Source organism: Jeotgalibacillus sp. ET6 (assembly GCF_029667115.1).
In the GTDB taxonomy this organism is placed as follows: Bacteria; Bacillota; Bacilli; order Bacillales; family Jeotgalibacillaceae; genus Jeotgalibacillus.
Genome location: NZ_JARUIU010000001.1, coordinates 315,969 through 338,743, shown reverse-complemented (window position 1 = coordinate 338,743; position 22,775 = coordinate 315,969). Strand labels below are relative to the sequence as shown.

General features: G+C 41.0%; 23 protein-coding genes. 7 read left to right on the top strand and 16 right to left on the bottom strand.

Going from position 1 to position 22,775, the window contains the following annotated elements:
- Nucleotides 1-83: 83 nt before the first annotated feature.
- The gene (locus tag P6709_RS01650; protein ID WP_278239141.1) at nucleotides 84-608 is read right to left on the bottom strand and encodes a C39 family peptidase; all 525 of its coding nucleotides are present in this window, start codon (nucleotides 606-608) and stop codon (nucleotides 84-86) included.
- A gap of 92 nt (nucleotides 609-700) precedes the next feature.
- Between P6709_RS01650 and P6709_RS01645 the strand changes: the two genes are divergently transcribed.
- The 3 genes from P6709_RS01645 (at nucleotide 701) to P6709_RS01635 (ending at nucleotide 3,248) form a co-directional block, all read left to right on the top strand.
- On the top strand, nucleotides 701-1,024 hold the full coding sequence (locus P6709_RS01645; protein WP_278239140.1) for a hypothetical protein: 324 nt from the start codon (nucleotides 701-703) through the stop codon (nucleotides 1,022-1,024).
- Nucleotides 1,025-1,384: 360 nt separating this feature from the next.
- Nucleotides 1,385-1,765 carry a DUF1499 domain-containing protein gene (locus P6709_RS01640; protein ID WP_278239139.1) on the top strand — a complete coding sequence of 127 codons (381 nt, stop codon included), beginning with the start codon at nucleotides 1,385-1,387 and terminating at the stop codon, nucleotides 1,763-1,765.
- Nucleotide 1,766: 1 nt separating this feature from the next.
- Nucleotides 1,767-3,248, top strand: coding sequence for a dihydrolipoyl dehydrogenase family protein (locus tag P6709_RS01635; RefSeq protein WP_278239138.1), 1,482 nt, complete (start codon nucleotides 1,767-1,769; stop codon nucleotides 3,246-3,248).
- Between the two features lie 80 nt (nucleotides 3,249-3,328).
- Here the strand turns inward: P6709_RS01635 and P6709_RS01630 are convergent, their stop codons facing one another.
- From P6709_RS01630 to P6709_RS01615, 4 genes are all read right to left on the bottom strand, one after another.
- Nucleotides 3,329-4,591 (bottom strand): glutamate-5-semialdehyde dehydrogenase, encoded by a 1,263-nt coding sequence (locus tag P6709_RS01630; protein ID WP_278239137.1) that lies wholly within the window; start codon nucleotides 4,589-4,591, stop codon nucleotides 3,329-3,331.
- A 40-nt stretch (nucleotides 4,592-4,631) separates the two neighbouring features.
- Nucleotides 4,632-5,759: a glutamate 5-kinase gene (proB, locus tag P6709_RS01625; protein WP_278239136.1), complete on the bottom strand. Its 1,128-nt coding sequence runs from the start codon at nucleotides 5,757-5,759 to the stop codon at nucleotides 4,632-4,634.
- Nucleotides 5,760-5,821: 62 nt separating this feature from the next.
- Nucleotides 5,822-6,664 carry a pyrroline-5-carboxylate reductase gene (gene proC, locus P6709_RS01620; RefSeq protein ID WP_278239135.1) on the bottom strand — a complete coding sequence of 281 codons (843 nt, stop codon included), beginning with the start codon at nucleotides 6,662-6,664 and terminating at the stop codon, nucleotides 5,822-5,824.
- 479 nt (nucleotides 6,665-7,143) lie between these two features.
- Nucleotides 7,144-8,025 (bottom strand): gamma-glutamylcyclotransferase, encoded by an 882-nt coding sequence (locus P6709_RS01615; protein ID WP_278239134.1) that lies wholly within the window; start codon nucleotides 8,023-8,025, stop codon nucleotides 7,144-7,146.
- Between the two features lie 115 nt (nucleotides 8,026-8,140).
- Between P6709_RS01615 and P6709_RS01610 the strand changes: the two genes are divergently transcribed.
- Both P6709_RS01610 and P6709_RS01605 read left to right on the top strand, forming a co-directional pair.
- Nucleotides 8,141-8,374 (top strand): hypothetical protein, encoded by a 234-nt coding sequence (locus tag P6709_RS01610; protein ID WP_278239133.1) that lies wholly within the window; start codon nucleotides 8,141-8,143, stop codon nucleotides 8,372-8,374.
- 91 nt (nucleotides 8,375-8,465) lie between these two features.
- The gene (locus P6709_RS01605; RefSeq protein WP_278239132.1) at nucleotides 8,466-9,503 is read left to right on the top strand and encodes an SGNH/GDSL hydrolase family protein; all 1,038 of its coding nucleotides are present in this window, start codon (nucleotides 8,466-8,468) and stop codon (nucleotides 9,501-9,503) included.
- A gap of 45 nt (nucleotides 9,504-9,548) precedes the next feature.
- On the opposite strand, the gene P6709_RS01600 is transcribed toward P6709_RS01605, so the two are convergent.
- From P6709_RS01600 to P6709_RS01565, 8 genes are all read right to left on the bottom strand, one after another.
- Nucleotides 9,549-10,976 (bottom strand): alanine/glycine:cation symporter family protein, encoded by a 1,428-nt coding sequence (locus tag P6709_RS01600; protein ID WP_278239784.1) that lies wholly within the window; start codon nucleotides 10,974-10,976, stop codon nucleotides 9,549-9,551.
- Nucleotides 10,977-11,074: 98 nt separating this feature from the next.
- Nucleotides 11,075-13,504 carry a DNA topoisomerase IV subunit A gene (gene parC, locus P6709_RS01595; RefSeq protein WP_278239131.1) on the bottom strand — a complete coding sequence of 810 codons (2,430 nt, stop codon included), beginning with the start codon at nucleotides 13,502-13,504 and terminating at the stop codon, nucleotides 11,075-11,077.
- A gap of 6 nt (nucleotides 13,505-13,510) precedes the next feature.
- Complete coding sequence (gene parE, locus P6709_RS01590) at nucleotides 13,511-15,478, bottom strand: DNA topoisomerase IV subunit B (RefSeq protein ID WP_278239130.1); 1,968 nt, start codon at nucleotides 15,476-15,478, stop codon at nucleotides 13,511-13,513.
- Nucleotides 15,479-16,044: 566 nt separating this feature from the next.
- Complete coding sequence (locus tag P6709_RS01585) at nucleotides 16,045-16,452, bottom strand: CoA-binding protein (RefSeq protein ID WP_278239783.1); 408 nt, start codon at nucleotides 16,450-16,452, stop codon at nucleotides 16,045-16,047.
- 25 nt (nucleotides 16,453-16,477) lie between these two features.
- Nucleotides 16,478-17,392 carry an ABC transporter substrate-binding protein gene (locus P6709_RS01580; RefSeq protein WP_278239129.1) on the bottom strand — a complete coding sequence of 305 codons (915 nt, stop codon included), beginning with the start codon at nucleotides 17,390-17,392 and terminating at the stop codon, nucleotides 16,478-16,480.
- Between the two features lie 37 nt (nucleotides 17,393-17,429).
- Nucleotides 17,430-18,080 carry an ABC transporter permease gene (locus P6709_RS01575; RefSeq protein ID WP_442905282.1) on the bottom strand — a complete coding sequence of 217 codons (651 nt, stop codon included), beginning with the start codon at nucleotides 18,078-18,080 and terminating at the stop codon, nucleotides 17,430-17,432.
- 1 nt (nucleotide 18,081) lies between these two features.
- Nucleotides 18,082-19,050 carry an ABC transporter ATP-binding protein gene (locus P6709_RS01570; protein ID WP_278239128.1) on the bottom strand — a complete coding sequence of 323 codons (969 nt, stop codon included), beginning with the start codon at nucleotides 19,048-19,050 and terminating at the stop codon, nucleotides 18,082-18,084.
- 83 nt (nucleotides 19,051-19,133) lie between these two features.
- The gene (locus P6709_RS01565; protein WP_278239127.1) at nucleotides 19,134-20,429 is read right to left on the bottom strand and encodes a purine/pyrimidine permease; all 1,296 of its coding nucleotides are present in this window, start codon (nucleotides 20,427-20,429) and stop codon (nucleotides 19,134-19,136) included.
- Nucleotides 20,430-20,568: 139 nt separating this feature from the next.
- On the opposite strand from P6709_RS01565, the gene plsY reads away from it, so the two are divergent.
- Complete coding sequence (gene plsY, locus P6709_RS01560; protein WP_278239126.1) at nucleotides 20,569-21,162, top strand: glycerol-3-phosphate 1-O-acyltransferase PlsY; 594 nt, start codon at nucleotides 20,569-20,571, stop codon at nucleotides 21,160-21,162.
- Between the two features lie 87 nt (nucleotides 21,163-21,249).
- On the opposite strand, the gene P6709_RS01555 is transcribed toward plsY, so the two are convergent.
- Nucleotides 21,250-21,501, bottom strand: a complete 252-nt coding sequence (locus P6709_RS01555) for a hypothetical protein (RefSeq protein WP_278239125.1) — start codon at nucleotides 21,499-21,501, stop codon at nucleotides 21,250-21,252.
- Between the two features lie 91 nt (nucleotides 21,502-21,592).
- Between P6709_RS01555 and P6709_RS01550 the strand changes: the two genes are divergently transcribed.
- On the top strand, nucleotides 21,593-21,886 hold the full coding sequence (locus tag P6709_RS01550) for a HesB/YadR/YfhF family protein (protein WP_278239124.1): 294 nt from the start codon (nucleotides 21,593-21,595) through the stop codon (nucleotides 21,884-21,886).
- A 28-nt stretch (nucleotides 21,887-21,914) separates the two neighbouring features.
- Here P6709_RS01550 and P6709_RS01545 read toward each other — a convergent pair whose 3' ends face one another.
- Both P6709_RS01545 and P6709_RS01540 read right to left on the bottom strand, forming a co-directional pair.
- A complete protein-coding gene (locus tag P6709_RS01545) occupies nucleotides 21,915-22,226 on the bottom strand; it encodes a hypothetical protein (RefSeq protein WP_278239123.1) in 312 nt (103 codons plus the stop codon).
- A gap of 11 nt (nucleotides 22,227-22,237) precedes the next feature.
- Complete coding sequence (locus P6709_RS01540; RefSeq protein WP_278239122.1) at nucleotides 22,238-22,678, bottom strand: acyl-CoA thioesterase; 441 nt, start codon at nucleotides 22,676-22,678, stop codon at nucleotides 22,238-22,240.
- Nucleotides 22,679-22,775: the final 97 nt, after the last annotated feature.

Sequence of the window (22,775 nt, the reverse complement as noted above, 5' to 3'; positions counted from 1 at the left end):
AAAGAGAACTTTTTTTAAAAATAACTCGTGCCAGTACTGTAATCGTTTACATTAAAAACTTAGTTGGTTAGTCTGCTATTGATTTACTGGTTGGGAGTGAATGCAACAAGTGTTAGAATAGGGGCATTTTGAACAAAAGAAATTCTGCGGATCGCTTTTTTGTTTTTCCCATGATCCAGTACCAGCAGAAAAAAATCATTACTCGTTTTTTCATACCCCACACCGGTAACCCAGTGATAGCGGTAGGTATATTTTTTAGACATCCATTTGAAAGAAGACCATTGATCAAATTTTATGGCTGCAGGACGATTATGATTTATTTCCTGCATATATAGGTCAACGAATTTTGTTTTTCTAGCTTTTTTGGTAAAACCAAACCCTCTCATTGTTTTCATCAACTTCCGGGCAGATAAGCCGAACCACCCCGCTTTAGAATGGATATACCATTTTTTCAGCCATTGATCATCTGATTCTGAATGAGGGTAATGGTAATTCAGTATTGTGGCCAATGAGGTGGGACCACAGGCTGAATTTTTACCTCTTTGAGACAAAGGAACATCATACTGTGAAAAACCTTTTACGTTCTGAATGATCTTTTTTGATTCCATGTTAAACCTGCTTTCTCTTTTGAATATTTTTATAGCGCCATTGATTTCATTGTGGGAAAATATAAGCATGAATGAAAGAAAGGTGTGTTTTCTTGACGAAGGCTGTAAATTTTTTTGGAACCCTCATCCTATTGCTTCTTGCGAATGGGGCTCTCGCTTTTGGACTAAAAACTGCATTTATTGATGTATCTGTAATGATAGGAATTGCTTCGATTGTATTTGTACGAATGTTTACTTCCCCAAGCAATTGGGCGAGAGCAAACCGCTCCGTCTTCTCAAGCAGTATGGAGACTGTTCAGCTTGATAAAAAAGAAAACCTTGTTGAACCCCGCATCATTCTTTACGCATGCTATGCTTTTACTTTCGTTTTTTTAATTGTGGTTATCGTAACATATTTTAACTACTTTATTTCCTGAATTATTTGTCTTTTTAAATCGAATCTAAGAAAGAGTTCGCACATAACTGAAAAAAAGTTTAATTTAATCAGTTTATGTTTGGAAGACAGCGTCTCAGATGCCAGCGGGCTGATTCTTGTCAGAGCTAAAACACAGAGAAGGCTTCAGTCCCTTTTCTGCGAAAAACATCCGCCTGAAACGCGGTGAACCGGTGAGAATATTATAAATATTTTTATACCTGACTCGTTTTGTTTAATCCGGCCAGACTAATGGGTAAAGAGTAGTTTAGCTGCAGGTTTACATGTAATCAATTTGTATTTTTATCCTTGAAAGTATTTGAACCGACCGCAGCAAAAACTACATATTTACTGGAGGCTGTTTATGACTAAAAGAAACCGCATTCGAAATGGCAAGCTACTTCCTTTATCAAAAAAGAAAAATGATGTATCCACACAAACAGATCAACCCCAAAAAAAGATGGACCCGCTTCCTTTTAAAGGCAGCATTGCAGAAAGCCATAATAAGATTAAGTCCATCATCGGTGCTCTAGATCGGACTGAAATAAAAACAGATGAAACCGATTATATACATGCTGTCGTAAAAAGCAGAGTATTTAAATTCAAAGACGACGTGGAATTTCTGTTTGATGACCAGACAAATTTGGTTCATTTCCGCTCTGCATCCCGCACAGGAGAGTATGACTTTGGTGTAAACCGAAAGAGAATGACAACTATTTCTGAGCAGTACAGGGAGGAGAATTAATATGGAAAGATATCAAGTAGCCGTTATTGGAGGAGGCTCTGCAGGCATGACAGCTGCTGCAGGAGCGGCGAGCATGGGAGCAAAAACAGCCCTGATCGAAAAAAAAGATTCTCTTGGAGGAGACTGCCTTCATTATGGCTGTGTTCCGTCAAAATCTCTGATTGATGCAGCAGCCCGAGTTGATACGATCAAATCTCAAAATTTCGGCTTTAGTGTATCAGGTGAACTGGACTTTAATCTTGTAAAAGAGCATGTTAAATCAGCTCAGAGCGTCATACAGGAAATTGATGGCACTGAGCGCTTCACAGACCTCGGAGTAGATGTTTATTTTGGAGGAGCGGCGTTTTTATCACCTCATGAAATTAAAATTGGACATACTGATGTGATTTACGCAGAAAAAATCATTATCGCAACGGGCTCCTCACCAGTCATTCCTCCTATTGAAGGAATCGGAGACATTTCTTATGTAACGAACGAAACCATTTTTGATTTAGAAAAGCTGCCACAACACCTGGGAATTATCGGCGGTGGTACAGTAGGTGTGGAAATGGCTCAGGCTTTCGCTAAATTAGGTTCAAAAGTCACTATCGTAGAAGGATCAGATCAGCTTTTTTCTAAAGAAGATCAGGATATATCTACTTTTATGTATAACGTATTGAAAGAAGAAATAGACATCGAACTGAATACAACGGTGGTAAAGACGGAATCCGATCGCGGCAGTATCAAACTTCATTTATCTCATCGCAGTGGAAAAGAAGATATAGTAACAGTAGACACGCTTCTTGTTGCAGCCGGAAGAAAACCGAGCTTAGCTTCACTCGATCTTGCTAAAGCAGGTGTAGCCGTGAAAAATGGTTTTGTTGAAGTAGACAAGGCGTTTACCTCTTCCCAGCCGCATATTTTTGCTGTTGGAGATGTGATCGAAACCCTTCCTTTTACACACGCTGCAGGTGAAGAAGCTAAAACGGTGATACCAAATGTATTGTTTGGCGTAAAGCGCGGTCTGGATCATGAACATACTCCATGGGTTACCTTTACTTCGCCAGAGGTATTTCATGTAGGAAAAACAGAACAGCAGCTTCAGTCCGAAAAAGCAGATTACCGCACGTACCGCGCTCATCTTGATGAAGTGGATCGTTTTATCACTTCCCATGAGACAAGGGGATTCGTGAAAATTCTTACGGATAAAAAAGGAAGGATCCTAGGTGCTCATGCAGCTGGAAAAGAAGCAGGTGAATGGATGCAGATTGCTGTGTTTGCGATGAAAAACAAACATAAAATCGGCAGTCTATCCAGAATGGTTTATTCGTATCCTACAAAAGCCGGCGCACTTCAAAAAACGGCTGATCTTTACTGGAGAGAGAAATTATTTGAAGGACCGCTTCCAAAACTGACAAAAAAATTTCTTGATCTTAAGTACAAAATCACTTCCAGAAACGATCACCAACCTAAACAGGAAGAACTTCCGGTGAAGAACACATAATGCATTAGAACTTAATGAAAGACACAAGAAAAAGGCAGCGTCTCCGCTGCCTTTTCGTATGCAAAATAAATCTGTGCTGATTACCTTACTTGTCCGTTGCCGCTCATTACATATTTAATTGTGGTTAACGCAGGAAGTCCCATAGGTCCTCTTGCGTGCAGCTTTTGAGTGGAGATGCCGATCTCGGCGCCAAAACCAAGTGCGCTTCCGTCTGTAAAGCGAGTAGAAGCATTATGATAAACGGCAGCTGCGTCCACTAACCCTTTAAAGCGGGCTGCAGTATCGTCATTTTCAGTAACAATCGCTTCGGAATGCTTTGTGCCATAGCGGTCTATATGTGCAATGGCATCATCTGCATCTTTAACAATTTTCACTGCAACGTCCAGACTTAAAAATTCATTTTCCCAGTGTTCTTCCTGAGCTGGCAATGCTCCAGGGATAAGTTGAACAGCTGCTTCATCGCCATACACACCTATACCGGCTTCTTTCAGAGCATGAATAATTTTATCCTGATGCCGCTCCATAAATTCTTCATGCAGAATCAGTGTTTCAGCGGCATTGCAAACTGCCGGGCGATCTGTTTTTGCATTTATAAAAATAGAAATCGCTTTTTCAACGTCTGCATCTTTGTCTAAATAAATATGACAATTTCCTACACCTGTTTCAAGCACAGGTACAGTGGCATTATTTACTACCGCCTGAATAAGTTTGCCGCCTCCTCTTGGAATCAGCACATCAATATGCTCTTTCATCGTAAACAGCTCCTGAGTGGCCGACCGGTCGGTGCTGTCAATAAACTGAACAGCATCAGGCGAAATTTTCGTTGAAACAAGCGCTTCTTTCATTACCTTTACAATCGCTCTATTGGAATGAATGGCAGTTGAACCGCCTTTGAGCACAATTGAATTGCCCGATTTAAGCGCGAGACCTGTGGCATCAGCTGTAACATTCGGACGAGCTTCGTAAATCATTCCGATAACGCCAAGCGGCACCCGAACTGTTTGTACATTCAGTCCATTTTCAAGCGTCCATTCAGATACTACTTCACCGGAAGGATCCTCAAGACCGGCTACCTGGCGCAGTCCTTCAGAAAAATCTTTCACCCGCTCTTCGGTTAAGGATAAGCGGTCCATATAAGCCGCATCAAAATTATTTTGACGGCCGTTCTCCAAATCTTTTTCATTGGCTTCTAAAATTTCCTCGGCATGTTCTTCTAAAGCCTTTGCTATCCAGAAAAGGGCCTCATTTTTATCCTGTGTAGAGAGCAGCCCCAATTCCTTTGAAGCTTTTTGAGCTAATGCTGCCTGTTCTTTCACATTTACTGGTTCCATTGCTGTTGTCATCAAACCCACTCCTTATGTGTTTTATGCAGTTCAGCTATGATTAGACTCCAATCGGGATGGCAACTTCAAGTTCGCAGACAAAGGAGTCACTATGCATAGCCGCTTCTTTTTTATCTGACGCTTCATCTTGTTCAAGCTGAAATGCTTCAAGATCCCGGGAAGAATAATTTACAACCCCTAAACCTAATTTGTTTTTATTTAAGTCAAGAATTCGTACGACAGATCCTTTTTTAAAATGACCGCTTATCTGATAAATTTGACTCGGAAGAAGACTTCCTTTTTCATTTACTATTGCTTCCTTTGCTTCTTCTTCGATCAGAATTTCTCCCTCAGGTCCGGAATTAAATGCGATCCATTGTCTGTAATGATCGAGATTTTGCTCAGGCTGAGCTACAGAAAAATACGTTCCTCTTGCATCTTCATTTACTGCATCCACTAAAATATTTTTCACTCCAGCTTTTCCTAGGAAAGAAGGGATACCGGATGCCATCGAAATTTTAAATGCATCAATTTTGGATCTCATTCCGCCAGTTCCTACTGCAGAACCAGGCTCTCCTGCCATGTCTTCTATTTCAGGAGTAATTTCCGAAACTTCCTTCAGCAGCGATGCAGAAGGTGTTTTTCTCGGATCAGCATCATAAAGCCCATCGATATCAGACAAAATAATTAACTGGTCGGATGCTACTAGGCCAGCTACTTTCGCGGAAAGCGTATCATTATCGCCAAATCGCAAACGATCTGTTGTAACTGTGTCATTCTCATTTACAATGGGTACAATTCCGCGCTCCAGCAAGACATTAATCGTATTTCGAACATTGTTATACCTTGTCTCATCGGAAAAATCACTGCGAGTAATTAATATTTGAGAAGCAGCATATCCGTGGGAAGAAAAAAGTTCAGAATACGTTTCAATGAGTCTGCCCTGCCCTACCGCAGCTGCAGCTTGCTTTTCAGGCAAAGAGTCAGGACGGTTTACAAATCCAAGAGTCCTGTAGCCTGCAGCTACTGCTCCAGAAGAAACCAACACAACCTCGTGTCCTTCATCCTTCAACTCCGCTACCTGATCAGTAATTCTTTCGATTTTTCGTCTGCTGATATCCCCGGATAAACTTGTTAATGAACTGCTTCCGATTTTAATGACTACTCTTTTTTGATTGTCCGATGTCATACTATCACTCCTTAAAAAATTTCAAATTACGTTTATATTTAAACAAAATTTATATTTTTAATTTAGACTGAAACAGGTGTTTTTTGAAGATCTTTTGAAATTTCTATCGAACGGTTCATCGCGCCTTCAATTGCAGCCTTTATCGCTGCTCCACCGCCTGAATCAGCAAGTGCATCAAGACCCGCAGCAGTTGTGCCATTTGGGGAAGTAACATTATGTCTTAATTCAGCTGGCGTTTCATCCCGTTCCATCACCATTTTTGCTGCGCCTAAAATAGTCTGAGCTCCAATTTTTCTGGCGAGCTCTACATCCATACCGTGTTCAAAAGCTGTTTTTTCAATATGCTCCATTAAATAGTAGAAATAAGCAGGACCGCTCCCTGCGATTCCAGTGAATAGATCCATTTCATCTTCTTCAATAAGGTAAACCTGACCGATGCAGGTTAATAGGCTTTGAGCCAATTTTATATTTTTCATTGTGACATGCTCACCAGGAGAAATAGCAGTTGCTGATTCCTGAAGCATGCTTGAGGTATTCGGCATCACCCTGATCACCTGCTGTCCGGCCTGCAGATGCTGCTGCATGAACTCAGTTGAGATTCCTGCAAGTACGCTCATGACAACTTGATCCGGTGTAATTTCATACTTTATACGATTCAATGAAGCTTCTGCATCTTTGGGTTTCATTGCTAAGAAAATAACATCAAAAGAAGATAGCTGCACTTTGTCCCGTTTAATTCCTTGTACACCATATCGGTTATGCAGCTCCAGAAGCCTTTCTTCATTTCCTCTGTTAGTTACTGTAATCTGGTGAGCCTCAAGCAATCCTGTTTGGACAATACCTGAAACCATTGCTTCTGCCATGTTTCCTGCTCCGATAAAAGCTACTCGTAAATTCGTTGACATCGCTTATCCATCTCCTTTAGCAAAAAAATGTTCTCTATTTGTTCGCTCAATTTTTATCACGCTAGTTATCGTAACATCTGGGTGATGGACATCAAGGGTAAAATGAAAAGTAGTGAGATAGAAAGGGATATGGGCAGTGAAAGCGCTATCCTGGGTGTTTATTTTAGGATAAAGCCAAAATATACCGTAATAGAGCCTGAGATTGGATTATATGACGAAATGATTATTGCATGGATTTCACAAATGTTGATATATCAAGGTTTCAAAGATTTAAAACATGGAAGACATGCTTGAATGTGAATCGCATCTTAAAAAAGGATATTTGAATTTGGTTGAATAGAAGAAAAGTATTTAGAGAACTGAGGCATTCTTACCTATAGTGTAGGGGTACAATTTCTTTTTGAATGAAAAAAGCACATGCCTTAAATACAGTAAAACGCAGAAAAGCCTGAGACACATTTGTCCCAGGCCCATTCCTATCACGATTCCGCCATTGATAAATTAAATTTCGTTTTTAAATCATCTATTAATTTAGAATGATACTCTGGGGATACAGTCCCCTTTGAACCACGAATGATTTCTGTTGCATAGTGGATAGGCGGAGCACATTCTTTTACAGGATCAAGAACGATAAAGGTCAGAGACTTTTCATAAAGTCTGCCATTTACCATGACATCAATAATAGCCGGACGGTACGTACCGTTATAAACCCCCTCTCTCATAAACAGGTATTCAACCGCTTCTTTGTTTACCTGATAAAGCACGCCTTCCCCCTGCTTACCCGTTTCGATCAGGTTGGCCCTGCCTCCGTCATGAACAGATAGCGAATAATTCATTTCAAGCCGGTCGGTTAATCCACCGCCAATCTTATTTGTAAACAGATGATCGACATCTGCGAGTTTAAATCGTTCATTATCCATACACGAACCATAGGCAAAATAGGTGTGATCATCTCTTTCTATTTCCAAATGTACAAGCCAGTCTCCATAGGTTAATGGAAATAATCCAACTGCCTGTTCTTCTGAATTAATAAATGTTACGCACTCAATTTCACCCAATATGTCTGTCATTACGGTCACAGTGGACTGCTGATAAAGTGTCTGGTCTTTTGAATCAGAATACTTGAGGTTTTTAATTTCATTAAGCTTTTCGTTTGATATTTTATATACTTCTCCATAAACTCTTTTTGGTCCTTTTTGAATGAAATATGGAAAGCCCTTTTCAGAGTCATATAAATTCCCTTTTGACCAGGCTTGAGAAGCAATTAATTCTTCATTTTTTATTAGTTGATGATTGCTGCCATGTTTTCTTAACGTTCCGTAAACAAATAGATACATAAGACGCTCCTTTGAATTTTTCATCAATCCTGAATCTTTCCAATGGCAGGATGCCTCAATATAAAATATATGCAGGCAATGTGCTGGCAAGTAAGACAACGTACAAACGTTCGTGTTATACTGATCACAGGTGATGAATATGAATTTAGTTCGATGGACTTTTGCAGGGAGAGGGAAAATTCGTGCCTATTTTGACGATTTTCCGGCCTCCACTGTTGTTCTCTCAAAAATAAGATCCTATTATTTTATCAGACATGTAAAGTGGGATGAAACAGATCCAATTGTTGATAAAAACGCTTTAACTCAAATGGAAATGATTATTAACAGGGAAATGGAGACCCTTGACGCCTATAATCAAAGGCGAAATAAATAAAGTACTCCCATATCTTTTCCGATATAGTTACAATATAGAAACACGAGCCGGAATACAAGCCGGATTTTATTACGATGGGGCAGGAGATAGTATGAGACCGAAAATAAATGTATCATTCAAAATTGGAGTATCCATTAGTATTTTGTCACTTGCTGTTTTTAGCTCACCAGCAAAAGCTGAGATTTCAACACCGCAAGTTTATGTAGCCCTTGGGGATTCTGTTGCTGCGGGAGCCACGCCATATGAATCACTGGACGCAGGCTATGCGGATATTATTGCGGATACACTTGCCCAAAACGGATTACTGGCTGCCTTTTCAAAAGATTTTGCAGTACCCGGCTTTGCGGTAAGCGATATTCACGAGCTCCTCGATGAAGAAGAAATCAGGCAGACAGTCAGCCAGGCCTCCCTCATTACACTTTCAGCAGGTGCTAATAATATCCTTGGTCTTGTCAGGCAGGATGCAGCCGGCCGTACAGTAATCTATGATCAGCTCACAGCAAATTATACGTTGAACCAGATGAGGATACAATACGGAGACCTTTTAGATGAAATTCAAGACATTAATCCGGAAGCCTCTATTTATGCTATGGGATATTATTTTCCATACCCTCATGTCCTTGAAGCGCAGCAGGAGGGAGTAAGAAAAATGCTCGACCTTGTTAATAGGATTATCGAAAATGAAGCATCTAAAAGAAATATTGAATTTGTGGATGCAGGAGCAGATTTTGACGAGTTTGGGATGGAGTATCTGCCTAATCCTGTAGACGTCCACCCTAACCAGCAGGGATATTTGTCCATGGCTAACTCTTTTTTTTCAGTCGCTGAACCAGCTCTGAAAGCTGCAAACGGGAATATTCCGCCAAATCCAGGCATGTCTCCCTTCCTGGAAAGCCTGATGCCGCCTGAACAGACTGAAGAAGAAACAGCCGGGGACCAGAGTGAAGAATCTATCCAGGATGGATCAGAAGAGGAAGAAGAAGTTCCTCAAAACGGAGCACCTGATCCTTCTGGAGATGGAACAGTAGATACTCCTACTACTACGGAAGAGCCGACTGTCCAAATCAATCAGCTCATTTCACCTGTTCTTGCCAGCACATTACAACACTTTTCTGTTCTAAAGAGCTGATAAAAGTAAAAAACCGCCAGGATCAAAATGTCCTGACGGTTTTTCTTATTTTTCGACCGGTCCATCGTCCCAGCATTCAGTATTTTTCAATCCTGATATACTGTTTTTATAAAACACTGGATCAATTCCCTGTTTCCTCTGTTTTTGATAATCAGATAAAACCTTAAAGGCGATTGGAGAAAGGAGACTAATGGCAATTAAGTTAATTAGAGCCATTGTCGCCATCGATACATCGGCTAAATTCCAAACAACACTAAATGATTGAACCGATCCGAAGTATACCATCCCCATGACGATAATTCGGTAGATATTTAAAAACAGCGGGCTGTTTTTAATAAATTCTATGTTAGTCTGACCGTAATAATAATTGCCTACAATGGAGGAGAAAGCGAACAAAAAGATTGCCACACTGACAAAGATCGAAGCCCAATCTCCTACATGAAATGCAAGTGCGTCCTGAGTTAACTGGATGCCGTCATTTCCATTTAAGTATTCACCTGACATAATGATAATTAATGCGGTTGCGGTACAAATGATTAAGGTGTCGACAAATACTCCAAGAGTCTGAATCAGACCCTGCTTGGCTGGATGTGTAACAGACGCTGTTGCAGCTGCATTTGGCGCACTACCCATACCAGCTTCATTGGAAAATAGACCCCGTTTAATCCCATTCATTATCGCTGCTCCAATCCCGCCAGATACAACTTCTGTGAAACCGAAAGCATTGCTGAAAATAATTCCAAACATTTCAGGAACCAAATTCAAATTAGTCACAAGAACGTACAAAGCAAGGAAAATATAGAGAACGGCCATAACTGGCACCACGGTACTTGTCACAGCTGCCACTCTATTTACACCGCCGAATATTACCAAACCGGTTAGAGCCACTAAAACTAGTCCGATAATCGTCCTGTTCCACCCAAATGAACCTTCTAATGCAAACGAGATCGTATTCGATTGAACGGAATTAAATACCAATCCAAAAGTAATTGAAATGATGACGGCAAAGATGATGCCCATCCATCTTGCGTTAAGTCCTTTTTCCATATAATAAGCAGGTCCGCCGCGGAACCCGTCCTTGTCCTTAATTTTATAAACCTGTGCTAATGTAGATTCTACAAAAGCAGAAGCTGCCCCTACCAAGGCAATCACCCACATCCAAAAAACGGCGCCCGGCCCACCGAGTGAAATGGCTGTTGCCACTCCAGCGAGGTTTCCTGTACCGACACGGGATGCGGTTGAGATGGTAAATGCCTTAAAAGAAGAAATTCCTCTTCTTCCTTCAGAAGAAATGGTGGATTTTTCAAATAACAGCTTTCCCATATCCCCCAGCCGTGTAAACTGTAAAAATCCGCTTTTAACTGTAAAATAAAGCCCGCAGCCTAATAAAACAATAATTAGTATGTAATCCCATAAAAATCCGTTCAACGCTGAAGCTGCATTGTTTAATCCGTCTACAAACTGTAAAGGCATTTGCTTCAAATAAATCACTCCTTATAAAATTTACCTGCATTTCTAAAATGAAAAATGGAAGAAAGCGGTTCCTTCTTCCATTCCCCAAGCTTTTAAGTTTAAACGCCGGTGCCCTGAATTTGTGCCCAGGCAGCTGTTATTTTCCCTACTTCTGACTCATCTAACACAAACGAACCGTTTGAATACCGGTCATTTACCCGGTAAGAAGAGCCTCTGACTACTGTCCTGTGTCCTTCTGCAGTCTCAATCACAAACTCCTCAGAATCTGAATCAATAGTGAAGATTTGGATGACACGGTGAGGATTTTTTTTCAATTCCTTCAGCATGAGTAAGCCTCGGTTTGCACGTGTGGCCATTTCAAATTCACTAAGCTTCATCTTTTTAACAGCCCCACGCTGCGTAACCATAAGAAGTTGATCCCTTTCGCTGACCTTCAGCCCTCTTACAACATGATCGTCCTCTTTGAGATTAATCGCCTTTACTCCTGCTGCCCGCTGGCCGACAGGCGTAACGTCCTTCTCATTAAATCTGAGACCATAACCGAGAGAAGTGGCAATAAACACTTCACTCGTGCCATCCGTATGCAGAACATCCAGCAGTTCATCATCTATTTTTACATTTAAGGCAACAAATGTTCTGGAAAAACGCTGCGCTTGATAAAGAGCGAAGCTGGATTTTTTAATCATTCCATTTTTCGTGATAAAGATAAGAAACTCATTATCATTCCATTCTTTAACATGCATCGCTTTAATGATTTGCTCATCTCTATCTAAATTTACAATACTTGCAATGTGCTGGCCGAGGTCTTTCCACCGTATATCCGGCAGCTGGTGAATAGGGGCATAAATATAATTTCCTTTGCTGGTAAACAGCAGCAGGGTTTCTTTTGTGTTTGCCTCTATTTTAGTCAGCAGACGGTCCGTATCCTTCATGGCAAAATCCAGTCCGTTCGATGCCGAATAAGACCTTTGAGATGTTCTTTTAATATAGCCGTCTTTCGTAACCGTTACAATTACATCCTCACTTGCAACCAGCACTTCCATATTGATCTTAATCTCAGCGATTTGATCTTCAATAACCGATCTTCGTTCATCAACATACTGCTTTTGAATCCCTTTGAGTTCTTTTTTAATCACTGCACTTAATTTTTTTTCGCTCGCTAAGATAGCTGTCAACTCTTCAATCAGCTTCTCAAGTTCAGCTGCTTCTTTTTGCAAGGCCGTAATATCCGTATTGGTCAAGCGGTAAAGCTGCAAGGAAACAATGGCTTCAGATTGAGGTTCAGTGAACTCAAATTGGGATTGAAGATTTATTTTTGCATCCTTTTTATCCTTTGAGCCGCGAATTGTTTTTATCACTTCATCTAGAATTGAAAGAGCTTTAATCAATCCTTCTACAATATGCTCTCTGCTTTTGGCCCGCTTTAAATCGAATTGGGTTCTTTTCGTTACAACTTCCTTCTGATGATCGATATAAGCGTCTAAAAGCTGAGCAAGCCCCATCAATACGGGACGTTTATTATGGATCGCAACCATATTAAAGTTATAATGAACCTGCAAATCAGTATTCTTATATAGAAAATTCAAGACTCCATCTGAATCTGCTTCTTTTTTAAGTTCAATCACAATCCGGAGGCCTGTGCGATCGGTTTCGTCTCTAACTTCTGAGATGCCTTCAACTTTTCTGTCTGCCCGGAATTCGTCCATTTTCTTCACAAGATTTGCTTTATTTACTTCAAACGGTATTTCAGTGATGACTAGCTGCTGGCGTCCTCCTCTGAGGTCTTCAACACTTACCTTTCCCCGAATGACAATTTTACCTTTTCCTTTTTCATACGCATTTTTTATACCGTCTACTCCCTGTATGATACCTCCGGTTGGAAAATCCGGACCTTTTAATACAGTCATCAGTTCATCTACAGTACATGCAGGCTTATCCATACGCATAATGGCAGCATCAATGACTTCACTTAAATGATGAGGCGGTATTTCTGTAGCGTAGCCTGCGGATATTCCCGTTGAGCCGTTAACAAGCAAATTAGGATAGCGGGAAGGCAGGACAGTGGGTTCTACTGAAGTATCGTCAAAATTCGATATATGTTCGACTGTCTCTTTTTCGATATCACGAAGAAGTTCTCCGGCAATCGCAGAAAGTCTGGCTTCTGTGTAACGCATCGCAGCAGCCGGGTCACCATCTACGCTTCCGTTATTCCCATGCATTTCAACCAGCATATTGCGGACCTTCCAGCTTTGACTCATCCTCACCATTGCTTCATAAACAGAAGAATCGCCGTGAGGATGATAATTTCCGATTACATTACCTACCGTCTTGGCAGACTTTCTGAAGCCTTTTTCCTGTGTGTTTCCTTCAAAATGCATCGCATAAAGGATACGTCTCTGAACAGGCTTCAACCCGTCTCTTGCATCCGGGAGAGCCCGTTCCTGAATAATGTATTTACTGTATCTTCCAAATCGATCTCCCAGTACTTCTTCAAGTGGAAGGTCCTGAAACCGTTCTGTTGCTGTCATAATGTTTTAGTCCTCCTCTGAAACCATGATCTGATCGTTCTCTAAGATGTTTTGTGTGTCCTCCATGCCAAACGCAACGTTTGACTCTATCCATTTACGCCTCGGCTCTACTTTGTCACCCATTAAAGTCGTTACTCGGCGTTCAGCTCGGGCACCATCATCAATTTTGACACGGATCAATGTACGGGTTTCAGGGTTCATCGTTGTTTCCCATAGCTGGGAGGCATTCATTTCTCCAAGACCTTTATAGCGCTGCAGAATGTACCCCTTCCCCACTTTCTTCACTGCATCTCCGAGTTCATTATCCGTCCAGGCATATTCAATCACTTCTTTTTTTCCAGTGCCCTTGCTTACTTTATACAAGGGTGGAAGTGCAATATACACTCTGCCTGCTTCAATCATCGGCTTCATGTAGCGATAAAAAAACGTTAAAAGCAGGACTTGAATATGAGCACCATCTGTATCAGCATCTGTCATAATTACGATTTTGTCGTATTGAATATCATCAACTTCAAAATCAGCGCCTACTCCGGCACCGATAGCATGAATAATTGTATTTATTTCTTCATTCTTAAAAATATCAGCAAGCTTCGCCTTTTCCGTATTAATAACCTTACCTCTTAAAGGCAGCACCGCCTGAAACTTTCTATCCCGTCCCTGCTTTGCTGATCCGCCGGCAGAATCCCCTTCGACTAAATAAAGCTCATTTCGCGCAGCATTCCTTGATTGGGCAGGAGTCAGTTTACCAGACAGAATGGTATCTGATTTTTTCCGTTTCTTTCCGTTTCGCGCATCTTCTCTTGCTCTTCTTGCTGCTTCTCTCGCCTGCTGAGCTCTGATCGCTTTTTTAATAAGCAGGGTGCTGATTTCGGGATTTTCTTCAAGAAAATAAAGAAGCTGGTTGGCTACAACGCTGTCAACAGAAGACCTTGCCTCTGTTGTACCCAGTTTACCTTTTGTTTGTCCCTCAAATTGAAGAATCCCCTCAGGAATTCGAACTGAAATAATAGCAGCAAATCCTTCTCTGATATCAGCACCTTCAAGATTTTTATCTTTTTCCTTTAATAAGCTGATTTTTTTTGCATATTCATTTATAACTCTCGTCATCGCTGCTTTTGCTCCAGCTTCATGAGTTCCGCCATCTTTCGTGCGAACATTATTCACAAAAGACAAAATGGTTTCAGAGTATCCATCATTAAATTGAAAAGCAAAATCAACCTCAATGCCTTCATTTTCACCTTCAAAGGAAACCACTGGGTGAAGAACATCTTTTTCTTCATTTAAGTAAGTTACAAATGCTTCAATACCGGTTTCGAATTGAAAAAGATCTTTTTTATCATTGCGCTCATCTATGATCTCTATTTTAAATCCTTTTAAAAGAAATGCGCTTTCCCGCAGTCTTTCACACAAGGTGTCATAATTAAAATGTGTGGCACTGAAAATAGATGTATCCGGTTTAAAATGAATCAGTGTTCCGGTTTGTTTTGTTTTGCCCTTTTTTTCGAGGGCGGTAACAGGTTTTCCACCATTTTCAAATCTCATTTCATGGATCATTCCATCACGATGAATCGTAACGGTCAGCCATTCGGACAAAGCATTTACAACTGAAGCACCTACTCCATGCAAGCCTCCGCTTGTTTTATAGCCGCCCTGGCCAAATTTGCCTCCCGCATGCAGGATCGTAAAAATAACCTCTGGCGTGGGTTTTCCTGAGCGGTGTATACCCGTTGGCATACCCCGTCCAAAATCCCTTACAGAAACGCTGTCATCTTTATGAAGAATGATTTGAATCGCATCGCCATATCCTCCAAGCGCTTCATCCACTGAATTATCTACTATTTCATAAACTAAATGATGAAGTCCACGCGAATCCGTAGATCCGATATACATCCCCGGCCGTTTTCTTACCGCCTCTAATCCCTCAAGTACCTGAATGGCATCTTCGTTGTATTCGATCGTTGCTTTCTTAGCCACGGACATTCCCCTTCCAAATTACACAAACACTTGTTCGTTTTTTTACATTGTATCATAACATTCATATTTCACCATCATATTCTATACCTAGATTATGATGGATTTCAATGGTACTTAAACAATTTCAAACAGATTAATTCCTCCAGCACCCGGACTCTACGTTACTAGATCATAGCATTTTATTGCCCGTACAGGGAATAAATCGTTCAATGATCGTTATTTATCTTAGTAGAAAAATTTTAAAAAAGAAAATTGCTGATGACTGAAATCCATTTCTAATGCGGAAGAATATGAAAAAATTATCCTCCAACTCATTATTTTTAAATAAAAAAAGAGCCTGGGACAATAGTGTCTCAAGCTCTACGACAGGTTCACTTCTTTTCAGGTGGACGCTTTCCTCAGGGACGGGGCTTGAGCCTTTTCAGGGCCTTACCCTGTAAAAGCTCAGATTGCCGTCATATCCTGCTGGAGTCGCCACCTTCCGCTCTGTTCTCCTCCTATTCTTACTAAATATTTCCTCATTCTATAAACTGTGTAAGTTTTGTCAGAATCAATTTTTCAATGCGCTATCTGGTCATGGCATGTTCAACTTTAATACATCTGTCCATAATGACTGTTCTGCCTTTTGAATCCAGTAAGTTAAAAATCGCTTCGTCTGCTACGCCAAGCTGCGACCAGAATACCGGAATATCTGTCTTCAGAAATTCATCTGCAATGTCTTTTAAGAATTCAGAACGTCTGAAGATATTTACGATATCCACCTTCCCTTCTATTTCGTCAAGGGAAGAAACAGCTTTTACACCAAGTGCCTCCTTAATGGTAGGATTTACAGGGATAATTTCGTATCCCGCCCGCTGCATCGCCTGGCTGACACTGTATGAGGTTCTCGCCGGATTATCACTGAGACCGATAACGGCGATTCTTTTAGCTCCGTTTAGTATTTCTCCAATTTCTTTTGTGGAGGGGTTTTTAATCATATGAACACGTCCTTTTTGAATTTTATTCTAAAAGACCTTTGGATTCTAAAAATTCCTGTGCAACATTAGCAGCAGTATCACCATCAATATCTACCTTTGCATTCATTTCCTGCATATCTTCTTCAGAAATCTGTCCTGCCAACTCACCCATAAGACCTTCTAATTCAGGGTAAGCTTCCAATACGTCCTGACGCACAACCGGTACAGCGTCGTATTTAGGGAAAAAGCCAAGATCGTCTTCTGTCGTCTGTAAATTGAATCTTTCAATACGCCCATCCGTTGTAAACGCTGGTATCACATCAACCTGACCATCTTGAACAGCCTGGTACATGAGATTTGCATCGAGGCTTTCAGTTGCAGAAAATTCAAAGCCGTATGCTTGTGATAAAGCCTCATACCCATCTCCCTGGCGCTCGTAAAAGGCATGAGGCGCACCAAAGGATAACTGATCAGAGATCTCAGCAAGGTCTGAATAGGTTGATGCTTCGAAATCTGCACCCTCTGCAAAAGCCATCGTATAGTCATTAGCAAAACCAAGCGACTCAAGCCAGGTAATATTATACTCTTCTTCATACCCTTCTCTGACTCGCTCTAGAATACTGTCGCTTGATTCGCCTTCTTCTGCCTGCATGCCAAGTACAGCTTCAAGGCCTGTCCCGGTGTATTCCACGTACATATCGATATCTCCGTTTTCAAGCGCCGGCTGAAGAACACTTACTTCGCCAAGTCCATCATTCACCGTTACTTCGTAGTCTGAATGATGCTCAATATACTGCTGCAGGATGCTTGGAAGAATGTATTGTTCAGTAAATGCCTTTCCTGATATGATAATCGGTTCGCTTGAATCTCTTTCTGAATTTCCTTCGTCAGAACCGCATGCCGCAAGAAGCAGGGATGCCGTTAAAGTCGTTACCAGTACTGAGTTTGCTCGTTTCATCATAATACCTCACTTTATTATTGGAATTTAACACAGGTTATTTCAGTTTAACTCCCTTTGGAGTTGTATACTTTTCAAGCAATTTTAAAATAAAATCAAACGACAGCGCAAGCAGTGCAACCGGTATGGCTCCTGCCAGTACAAGTTCATTGTTATAAGATTGAAGACCCCGCCATATTACATCGCCCAGTCCACCAGCGCCTACAAAAGTAGCCAGTGTAGCGATTCCCACTGTTAGTACCGTGGCCGTTCTGATTCCCGCCATTAAAAAAGGGAGTGAAAGCGGAAGCTCAATCTTAAAAAGGATCTGTGTGCCGGTCATTCCCATACCGTGACCTGCCTCTATTACAGCCTGATCCACACCGGTAATGCCGGTATATGTATTTCTTAGTATAGGCAGTAATGCATAAATAATAAGTGCTATAAGAGCAGTTTCAAAGCCTATCCCAAGGATGGGCACTAAAAATCCAAATAAAGCAAGACTTGGAATCGTTTGAAATACAGCCGTAATTCCAATGTAAAACTCCGCCACCCTCTGATGCCTCGATATAAAGATGCCGAGCGGCACAGAGATTAGAATGGCGATGACTATTGCTGAGAAAGATAAATATAAATGTTCAATCGCGCCTTCAATAATAATATCCTGTCTTTGAATCACAACATCCCAGAAATCCGAAATAAACTGCATATCAGGCTCCTCTCTCTATGCCGGCTAATTTGCTTAATAAACGATCTTTGTAAATTACACCAAGCATTGTTTCATCTTGGATGACCTGCAATGCCTGAGCGTTTTGATCAACCATCATCTCAGCAGCTTCTTTTAAATCAGCTTCTGCGTGAATAGCCGGCATCTCTGTTGAATCCTCCGGGGACTTATCCATGATCTCTGTCACCTTGGTTGTATAGGGGCTGAAAGTATTAAGAGCGGACTGAATCCTTTCTTCTCCAATAAATGAGCGGACAAAGTCATTTGCCGGCTGCCTGAGTAATTCATCAGGTGTGGCAATTTGCTCGATTGAACCGTCCTTCATCACGACGATCTCATCTGCCACTTTAAGCGCTTCATCCATATCGTGTGTTACAAAAACAATCGTTTTTCTTATGGATTTCTGTAAGTCTTTAAGTTCAGCCTGAAGCTGTTCGCGGCTGATCGGATCCAATGCACTGAATGGTTCATCCATTAAGATAATGGGAGGCTCCCCTGCAAGCGCTCTTACAACGCCAACCCTCTGCTGCTGTCCTCCGCTCAGTTCAAGTGGATATTTTTTCTTAAAAACGGACGGCTCAAGCCCGACTAGACTTAATAATTCATCAACCCGCTTAAGGTATTCCTGTTTTTTAATTCCTTTTAGTTTAGGAATCAGCGCGACATTATCCTCTATTGTCATATGAGGAAACAACCCGATGCGCTGGATAACATAGCCGATATCTCTTCTAAGATCCACATCTTTACGGTCAGCAATATTTTTACCGTTTATGGAAATGGTTCCTGAGGAAGGATGAATCAGCTTATTGATCATTTTCATCGTGGTGGTTTTGCCGCAGCCGCTTGGCCCAATGAGTGCAACGAGCTTGCCTTCCTCGATATGTAAATCTATTCCCTTAATGGCTTCTGTGCCATCAGCAAATGTTTTCTTAACGTTTTCAAACGTGATCATTTATTCACCATCCTTTTAAAGTTTTACTAATTATAAATTCCCTAAGGCTTATGGCTTAAACCTCTAAAAAAACATTTGGCAGCTTATTCTTCTGATGCGTTTTTAAACGTCCTCATATGCCATTGCTCTATTAGAACTGCAGTCACGGTACCCGTTATAAGTCCATTAGATAAAATAGAACTCATTGCAACAGGCAGATCCGTATAGGCTGAGGATGGAACGAACATTAGACCGACTCCGACGAGCCAGGAAATGCCTACAACGGAAAGTCCCTTTTCAACATTCTTTTCTTTTTGCCACTCAAGAAATGCAAGGCGAATCATATTCGTGAAGATAACAAATGTCACGGCAAATGCTACAGCAGCCGGTATTTGAGCCATAGCATTTGTAATCAAAGGAATAAAGCTCACTCCAGCCACAAGTAGACACCCTATCCAGAACGGGGTTCTTCCAGGTGTTTTTGTAGCCACTACATATCCCGCAGCACCCGCTATAGGAACTGGGCCAATTGCTGACGCCGCTCCGCTGAAAAGCGTGTTAAAACCAGCAGCATACCCTGCCTCTTTGTAGCGTGATGCAGGTTTTTCCTGAAAATGTTCTGCCAGAGCTGATTCCATCACTCTAATGGATGCCACCATATTTGCTGTGAGAAGGAATGTAATAAAGACTGCAGTAACAAAGACCCCACTCTCCAGTATGGGTGGTCCGAACGCAAAAAATTCAGGGAGTGCTATGATTGATTCATCGCGGGATGCAGTAAAGGATGCTTCACCAAGTAAAATAAAGAGCAGCCACCCTGCAGCAATCGAAAGAATAATTGAATAGCGCTGGATCCATCCGGCTTTGTGTTTATTCAGCCAAAAAGCGATCACGATGGTAATGACGGAACCAATCAAGACTAAACTGTTTATTTTTCCTTCTTCATTTGGCAGACCAACCATTCCGTTTAAAAACGAACCGCTTAATTGAAATATCAGCAGCATCAAATATGTAAAAGTAACAACCGGCGTAAACAGAGCGGTAATTTTATTAATAATTCCAGTTGCTGATAATAGGATAAACATAACCCCGCTGATAAGAAGGCCCGATTGCAAGACCTGAAGCGTTTCATAAGGTGTTGTGTAAATGACCCCGACAAAAGTGGCATATATTGAAAAAACACCCCACCATAATCCTGCTGGTCCTTCACTAATCGGAAGTCTATGTCCTAAAAACACCTGAATGACTCCTGCAGCACCAAGCACGAGTAGTGTTCTTTGAATAAATCCTGCAGTCTGTGCAGGATCCAGCTGAAACACAGCCGCAATTGCGATCGGCGCTGCTATCGAGGAAGCAATCATAAAAATAAACCATTGAAGAGAACTTATAGCCAATTTCATTATCCTGTACCCCTTTTATCTGCTAAGTCATATGTTTCTATGCATCTTTCAAATTCTAATACCATTGACGAATAAAAACCACCTTATTCACCGATTTCATGATAAAATAATTGTATCTACATAATAAAGGAGCAATTTTATGATTGCAGCAGCAATACTTTTACTTTCCTACATAATTGGCTCGATCCCCTCCGGACTTTGGATCGGCAAACTTTTTCATAATAAGGATATCAGGAACTACGGAAGCGGAAACTTAGGAGCTACAAATACGTTCCGCGTTCTTGGAATTAAAGCAGGAATCGTGGTTACCGTAATGGATATCTTGAAAGGAACAGCTGCAGTCCTGATCGCATACGCGCTTGGACATGAAAGCTTAATGCTTGTGGCAGGAGTTGTATCTGTCATTGGACATATGTTTCCTATATTCGCGAACTTCAGAGGCGGAAAAGCCGTAGCAACCTCCTCCGGCGTCATACTGGGCTACGAACCGCTATTATTCGTTCTGGTTGTGCTCTGCTTTCTCATTGTATTATATCTATCAAAATATGTATCTCTCTCATCAATGGCTGCAGGTGTTTTTGCAGTACTGTATTGTATATTTTTCGCTGATGATCCTGCTTTGCTCATCATTGTTACATTGATGGCTGGTTTTGTGATCATTCGTCACAAAAGCAATATTTCAAGAATTAAAAACAAAACAGAACCTAAGATCAACTGGATGTCCAGAAAATAACGCTATGTCAGGCATCGTCAGCTTAAATACAACAGGCAGCCTTTTATTCATTTTTGAATAGAAAGCTGCCTGTTTAATGTAATTCATTTAGTGCACAGGTAAAAAGAGCGGGCCCAGGAAGATAAGCAGCAGAGAAACGATGCCAAGCGTGCATGTCAGTCCTAGATAAAGACTGAATTTCTTTTTCTTAACGATTAAGAGGCTGAAGTAAACAGCCGCAGTGAATAAAATAAATAATGCCGCTTCCATTTGATACTTTGTCTCTAATTGAATAAATGTCTGTAAAAGAAGACCGCCAAAGATCGCGGCTCCAATCCATAGTAAAAGTTTCTTTTCCATAAGTTCTCCTCTCAAGTCTCATGTTTGTCTTTATTTCCTCATTTCTATTATAATAAAACCAGCTCAGTTAATAAAGGAGGACGAAAACGGCATGGATATCCAACTTTCAAAAGCAGCAGTTAAATGGTTTCAAGATGAAATGATGGTTAAAGAAGGGGATCACGTTCGTTTTTTCGTTCGGTACGGCGGATCAAGCCCGATTCAGGACGGATTTTCACTTGGCGTCAGCAAGGATGACCCGATCGAAGCTGTCGTGACAACAGAAGAAGAAGGCATTACATTTTATGTTGAAGAAAAAGATGTCTGGTACTTTGACGGACATAATCTTGAAGTAGAGTACAGTGAACAATCAGATGGTCCGGCATACGATTACAACAAAAATTAACTAAAAGAGTGACGGCTTGGATAAGCTGTCACTCTTTTATTAGCTTGAAACGGGACAGATGGTCGCTGAGTCCCTCGGATTTTAATATATGTATTTGAGTGCTCCCAAGCAGATCAAAATGAGAATATCCATCATTACGTACGTGAATCCACTCTTTTTTTAATTTATAGTTCTCCCCCCATAAAGCCAGCTGATCCAGGTTTTTGGCTCCTGCTTTTGTCACCGTGTGGTATTGTGGATATCTATCGTCAAGCCAATAATGTGTTAAAAAAGCGATTTCACCCCTATCGATTGCATTTTTCCAATCCTTTAATGCTTCTTTATCTATACCAAAAGCCATATGTATCACCCCTACCCATTAATTGAATGAGGTTCCTTTTTTTTATATTTTTCGCAGGCTTCATGCCAGGCAGGAAAAAGTTTTCTGACTGATACGGGCCTGAAATTCTCTTTTCGAACACATACATGTTTTGATAATCCCGTTGCAGCTATTTGCCCCACTTCATTCGTGATTTCATAGGCATAATGTGTACGCAAGCCATCGTAGTGCTCTATCCAGGTCTTAATAATTGCTTTGTTCCCATACCGGATTGGGATTTTATAAGAAACCTGTATATCCATAACAGGGGCAAGAATTCCTTCATCTTCCATTTCTGAATACCGAAAACCCATTGACTCAATTAGAGAGGTTCTTCCAATCTCCATCCAGATAAGATAATTTGCATGGTAGACGACCCCCATCTGATCTGTTTCGGCATATCGTACCTCGATTTCTTTATCAGCTATTTTCATTCTTTATTGCTCAGCCCCTTCATTTCTTTTTCTTAGTTTACCATACAACATCTGACCAGATAAAATGAAAAAGCACTCTATCCGGCTGGACAGAATG